Source organism: Pseudarthrobacter sp., from assembly GCF_036675385.1.
In the GTDB taxonomy this organism is placed as follows: domain Bacteria; phylum Actinomycetota; class Actinomycetes; order Actinomycetales; family Micrococcaceae; genus Arthrobacter.
Window position 1 is genome coordinate 23,219 of sequence record NZ_JAKFFD010000025.1, and the last position, 6,139, is coordinate 29,357.

Genomic DNA, 6,139 nt, shown 5'->3' on the forward strand with positions numbered 1-6,139 from the left:
TCCCTACCACCCGACCCGCCGCGGCCGCCTCGAGCGCCGCCGCCCGCCGGATGCCGTATTCAAAGGAGCTGCCCGGATGAGCAATCGAACTGAGTCCTACCTCGTGGGACTGGTCGGCGACGGCGTGATGCCGTCACTCACTCCCCCCATGCACGAACGCGAAGGCGATGTGCTGGGCCTGCGCTACCTCTACCGCCCCATCGACCTGCTGGAGCTCGGACTGTCCGGCGATGCCGTGGGGGATCTGCTCAAGAGTGCCCGCAGCCTGGGCTTCAACGGACTGAACATCACCCATCCGTGCAAGCAGCTTGTGCTGGCGCACCTGGACGAGGTCTCGCCGGACGCCCTTAGGCTCGGCGCCGTCAACACCGTGGTCATCGAGGACGGCCGCTTCATTGGGCACAACACCGACTTCTCCGGCTTCGCCGCCGCGCTTGCCTCCGGCCTACCGGGCGCGCGGCTGGACCGCGTCGTCCAGCTTGGCGCGGGAGGTGCCGGTTCCGCCGTCGCCTACGCGCTGCTCACCGCCGGCGTTAAGGCGCTGGACCTGGTGGACGTGGACCCCGCCCGCTGCGCGGCACGCGCAGCAGAGCTGGCCGGTTTCTTCCCGGGCAGCACCGTCACAGCGCGTACGACGGCGGAGCTGCCGCAGCTGATGCCGCTGGCCGACGGTCTGGTGCACTGCACCCCCGTAGGCATGGCCGCCCATCCGGGCGTCCCGCTGGACCTGGACCTGCTGGAAACGCGGCACTGGGTGGCGGACATCGTCTACCGCCCGATCGATACGGAACTGGTCCGCGGCGCCCGCGCCAAAGGCTGCGAGGTACTGGACGGTGGCCGCATGGCAGTAGGGCAGGCGGCGGATTCCTTCCGGATCTTCACCGGGCTGGAAGCCGACGCGGAACGCATGCGCAGCCATTTCCTGGAGCTCGTGGCCAAGGAAGAGGTGGCTGCCTGATGCGCACCGGAATCGCTACGGTGTGCCTCTCCGGCACCCTCAAGGAAAAGATGCAGGCCTGCGCCATCGCCGGCTTTGACGGGATCGAAATCTTCGAGCAGGACCTGGTCACGTCGCCGCTCACGCCCGAGGACGTCCGCAAGATGGCGGCCGACCTTGGCCTCACGCTGGATCTTTACCAGCCGTTCCGCGACTTCGACAGCGTGTCCGAAGACCTCCTGGCCGCCAACCTCCGGCGTGCCGAAGCCAAATTCAAGCTCATGGCGCGGCTGGGCATGGACACCGTCCTGGTCTGCTCCAATGTGGCCACCGCCAGCATCGACAGCGACGACCTCCGGGTGGAGCAGCTCGGCCAGCTGGCTGCGCTGGCCGGGGACCATGGCGTCAAGGTGGCCTACGAGGCCCTGGCCTGGGGCAAGTACGTCAACGACTACGAGCACGCCCACAAGCTGGTGGAAGCCGTGGACCACCCCAACCTGGGCACCTGCCTGGATTCCTTCCACATCCTGTCCCGCAACTGGGACACCGCCCCCATCGAGGCCTTCAACCCGGAAAAGATCTTCTTCGTCCAGGTGGCGGACGCCCCCAAGCTCTCCATGGACGTCCTCTCCTGGAGCCGGCACTACCGGGTTTTCCCGGGCGAGGGCCAGTTCGAGCTCGCCAAGTTCATGGGCCACGTGGTCCGGGCGGGGTACAGCGGCCCGGTGTCGCTGGAAATCTTCAACGACGTCTTCCGCCAGTCGGATGTGGAGCGAACCGCCGTCGACGCCATGCGCTCGCTCATCTGGCTGGAGGAACAGAGCGCCAAGTGGCTGGACGCCGCTTCCGACCGTGGGACGGGCACTGGTGCCGGCGGCACCCAAGCTCCCGGCCGCCGTCGTTATCCCATGGAACTGGCCACGCTCCCGCAGGTAGCCGAACCGGCAGGCTACAACTTCGCCGAAGTCAGGGCCGCGGACACCAAAGGGCTGGAAACGGTCCTTGGGCAGCTGGGCTTCGAGTTCACCGGCCGGCACCGCACCAAGGACGTGCAGCTCTGGAGCCTGGGCCACGCCCGGGTGATCATCAACGAGGCCGCACCGGCACATGGGGACGATTCAACGGGGGACACGTCAGCGGGGGATGCGTCGCCCGCCATCGCCGCCCTTGGCTTTGACGTCGCCTCCCCGGTGATTGCCGCTGCCCGCGCCCAGCAGCTGAAGGCCCCCGCGGTCCCGCGCAAGAGCCAGGCCAACGAGGAAGTGTTCCAGGGCTTCGCCGCCCCGGATTCCACGGAGATCTTCCTGTGCCAGGGCACGTCCGACGGCACCGCGGCCTGGACCAGCGAATTCGGGGAGGGGCTGGAAAAGCCCGCCGCCGGACCCTCCGCCGTGATCGACCACGTCAACCTGGCGCAGCCGTGGCAGCATTTCGACGAGGCCGTCCTCTTCTACACCAGCGCCCTGGCCCTGGAGCCCCAGCCGTTCGCGGAGGTGCCCAGCCCCACCGGCCTGGTCCGCTCGCAGGTCATGGCCACCGGGGACCGCGCCGTGCGGCTGGTGCTGAACCTGGCGCCGCTGAACCAGCAGCGCAGGACCTACCAGGAACACATCGCCTTCGCCGTGGATGACCTGGTGGCCACCGCCAGGGACTGCAAGGCCCGCGGCCTGGAATTCCTACAGATTCCGGCCAACTACTACGAGGACCTGGACGCACGTTTCGGACTGGAACCGGGCTTCCTGGACACGCTGCAGGAACTGAACCTGCTCTACGACCGGGACGCGGATGGCGAATTCCTCCACTTCTACACGGCCACCGTGGGCAGTGTGTTCTTCGAAATGGTGGAACGCCGCGGGGCCTACGACGGCTACGGCGCCCCCAACGCCCCCGTGCGCCACGCAGTCCAGTACGACCACCTGCAGCACCGGTAAGACAGCACCACCACCACTCAGCAGCAACAACCAGAGAAAAGGAGGCCGCAGTGGAGACACAGCAGGATCTCAGTGCCGAGATTAACGCCATGGGCGATGCCTACGCCCGGGCGCTCAAGGACGGTGCCGCGGCCGAAACGCAGCCCCGGCTGGACTACGCGCCCTACCGCAGCAGCATCCTGCGGCACCCCACCAAAAGCCTGCACCACGCGGACCCGGAAACCATCGAGCTGTACTCGCCGGCGTTCGGCCACCAGGACGTGCACGCCCTGGAAGCGGACCTGACCATCCAGCACAACGGCGAACCCCAGGGCGAGCGGATCATCGTGGCCGGCAAGGTCCTGGACGGCGACGGCCGCCCCGTGGCCGGGCAGCTCGTGGAAATCTGGCAGGCCAACGCGGCCGGCCGCTACATCCACAAACGCGACCAGCACCCGGCGCCGCTGGACCCCAACTTCACCGGTGTGGGCCGCTGCATCACCGGCCCCGACGGCTCGTACCGGTTCACCACCATCAAGCCCGGCGCCTACCCGTGGAAGAACCACATCAACGCCTGGCGGCCGGCCCACATCCACTTCTCCATGTTCGGCACGGAGTTCACCCAACGGATCGTCACGCAGATGTACTTCCCCGGCGATCAGCTCTTCCCGCTGGACCCCATCTACCAGTCCATCGTGGACCAGGACGCCCGCGACCGGCTGGTGGCCAGCTACGACCACGATCTCACTGAACCCGAGTGGGCACTGGGCTACAACTGGGACATCGTCCTCACCGGTTCCAAGCGGACCTGGACCGAAAACGAGGCGCTCGGCGCAGCAGGAGACGAGGAATAACGTGAGTACAACCACCAATCTTGTTCCCACCCCCGGCCAGACCGTCGGCCCGTTCTACGGTTACGCCCTGCCGTTCGTGAAGGACAACGAACTCCTGGCGCCCGGCTCGCCCGGCTCCATCCGCCTCCAGGGCACTGTATATGACGGCGCCGGGGAGACCATCCCGGACGCCATCCTCGAGATCTGGCAGCCCGATGCCGACGGCAGGATCGTGCAGCAGACCGGCTCCCTGGTTCGCGACGGCTACACCTTCACCGGCTGGGGCCGCGCTTCCGTGGGCCACTCCGGCGTGTACACCTTCACCACCGTGAACCCCGGCCCCACCGGACCCGGTGCCGCCCCCTTCATCTCCGTGGCCGTGTTTGCCCGCGGCCTGATGAACCGGCTTTTCACCCGCGTATACCTGCCGGAAAGCGAGGAAGCCCTCGCCAAAGACCCGCTGCTCAGCTCCCTGGACCCGGAGCGCCGCAAGACCCTCATTGCACGGCGCGATGCCGACGGCGGACTCACGTGGGACATCCGCCTGCAGGGCGAGGGCGAAACAGTCTTCCTGGACTTCCAGTGACTTACGTCGCCGGCATGGAAGGTACCGGCCACTTCGGAAACGCTGCGGACGGTGACGTGGGCCTGCTGAGTCCTGTCTCGGCGTCGCCCCTGGTTACGGCGCTGACCGGTGACCGCGCGGTGCTGGCGGCGATCCTCGCCGTCGAGTCCGGCTGGGCCGCCGTGCTGGAGAAGGCTGGCCTGGCGCCTGTCGGTGCCGCCGCCGTCGTGGCCTCCGCCGCCGAGGCGGGACGCTACGACGTAGCAGACATCGCGCTCCGGGCCCAGGGCGGCGGGAACCCCGTCATCCCGCTGCTGGCAGACCTGCGGACGCATGTCACGGCGCTGGACGGCGCCCGCATCGGCGCAGTGAAGGCGGTCCACACCTCGCTGACCAGCCAGGACGTTCTGGACACGGCCCTGATGCTGCTCGCGCGCAACACCGTGGAGGCGGTGCTGGCGGACCTGAAATGCACGACGGCGGCGCTCGCTTCCTTGGCGGAACAGCATGCGGACACGCTGGGCGTGGGCAGGAGCCTGACCCAGCACTCGCTTCCGTATACGTTCGGGCTGCGGGCGGCGCAGTGGTTCCACGGGATGGCCGCCGCGGGCCGGCAGCTGGGCACGGTGCAGTTCCCGGTGCAGTTCGGCGGGGCGGCCGGAACATTGGCTGCTGGAACGGTGCTGACTTCCGGCTCGGCCACCAGCCCCTTTGACCTGGCCGATTCCCTGGCCCGGCAACTGGGCCTGGCCGCGGCACCGGCACCGTGGCACACGAACCGGCTGGCCGTCACATCCCTCGGAAATGCCTTGGCCTCGGTGCTGGATGCCACCGGCAAAATCGCCACGGACGTCCTGTTCCTGAGCCGGCCCGAGGTGGCCGAACTCGCCGAACCGCGCGCCGCCGGACGCGGCGTCTCCTCGGCCATGCCCCAGAAGCAGAACCCCGTATTGTCGGTCCTCATCCGCAGCGCCGCACTCCAGGCGCCCCAGCTGGTGGCCCAGCTGCACCTGGCCGCCGCCAACTTCAACGACGAACGCCCCGACGCCGCCTGGCACACGGAATGGCCGGCCCTGCGCCAGCTCCTCCGCCTGGCACTCGGCGCGGCCGGGCACCTCCGGGAGCTCGCCGAAGGACTGCAGGTTTTCCCCGACGCCATGCGCCGCAACCTGGACCTCGCCGGACCGCTGCTCCTGGCCGAAGGGGTGGGCGCCGCCGTCGCCCCGCTGCTCGACGACCAGGGTGGCCGCAGCGGCAAGGAGCAGCTGCTGGCCGTGGTGGACCGGACCCTAGAGGCGCCCGTAGCCGACCAGGGCCCCACCTACCGGCGGCTGCTCCGCGAGGCCGTCCCGGCGGAGACGCTGCCTCACGGGCAGCTGGCAGAACTCCTTGAACCGGCCAGCTACCTGGGCCAGGCCGCCGAAATCGCGCGCCGCATCCTGGCCGCCTACCCCGACTTTTCAACACCCACCCAGAACGGAGCCAACCGTGGCTAAACCGACCCTGAAAGCAGTTCTGCTTTCACCCCAGCGCCCGCTGGGGGACCGGCCACTGCTGGTGGTTGGGCCCTCCCTGGGTACGTCCACCGTCCTGTGGTCCGAGGCGGCCTCCCTGCTCGGCAACGACTACGACGTGGTGGCCTGGGACCTGCCCGGCCACGGCGTCTCGCCGGCCGCCACCGAGACGTTCGACGTCGCCGGGCTGGCGGATGCGGTGGTGGACCTGGTGGACTCGATCGCCCCCGGCGAAGCCTTCCACTACGCCGGGGTTTCGCTTGGCGGCGCCACAGGCCTGCAGCTGGGCATCAAGCACGGCGAACGCCTCAAGAGCCTGTCCGTCCAGTGCACCGGCGCCAAGATCGGCACCCCCGAAGCCTGGTTGGAACGCGCCGAAA

The 6,139-nt window shown here is 68.7% G+C and carries 6 protein-coding genes; all 6 read left to right on the plus strand.

Annotation, left to right across the window (positions count from 1 at the left end):
- Positions 1-76: 76 nt before the first annotated feature.
- Positions 77-958 carry a shikimate dehydrogenase gene (locus V6M49_RS02390; RefSeq protein WP_332759842.1) on the plus strand — a complete coding sequence of 294 codons (882 nt, stop codon included), beginning with the start codon at positions 77-79 and terminating at the stop codon, positions 956-958.
- On the plus strand, positions 958-2,868 hold the full coding sequence (locus tag V6M49_RS02395) for a bifunctional sugar phosphate isomerase/epimerase/4-hydroxyphenylpyruvate dioxygenase family protein (protein WP_332759844.1): 1,911 nt from the start codon (positions 958-960) through the stop codon (positions 2,866-2,868). The genes V6M49_RS02390 and V6M49_RS02395 overlap by 1 nt, the downstream gene beginning before the upstream one ends.
- Positions 2,869-2,918: 50 nt before the next feature.
- Positions 2,919-3,701 carry a protocatechuate 3,4-dioxygenase subunit beta gene (gene pcaH, locus V6M49_RS02400; RefSeq protein ID WP_141138818.1) on the plus strand — a complete coding sequence of 261 codons (783 nt, stop codon included), beginning with the start codon at positions 2,919-2,921 and terminating at the stop codon, positions 3,699-3,701.
- 1 nt (position 3,702) lies between these two features.
- Positions 3,703-4,266, plus strand: a complete 564-nt coding sequence (gene pcaG, locus V6M49_RS02405) for a protocatechuate 3,4-dioxygenase subunit alpha (RefSeq protein ID WP_332759846.1) — start codon at positions 3,703-3,705, stop codon at positions 4,264-4,266.
- Positions 4,267-4,280: 14 nt separating this feature from the next.
- Complete coding sequence (locus V6M49_RS02410) at positions 4,281-5,741, plus strand: lyase family protein (protein WP_332759850.1); 1,461 nt, start codon at positions 4,281-4,283, stop codon at positions 5,739-5,741.
- Positions 5,734-6,139: alpha/beta fold hydrolase (locus V6M49_RS02415; protein WP_332759847.1), on the plus strand; the 406-nt coding region annotated here is incomplete at its 3' end. The genes V6M49_RS02410 and V6M49_RS02415, both read left to right, overlap by 8 nt.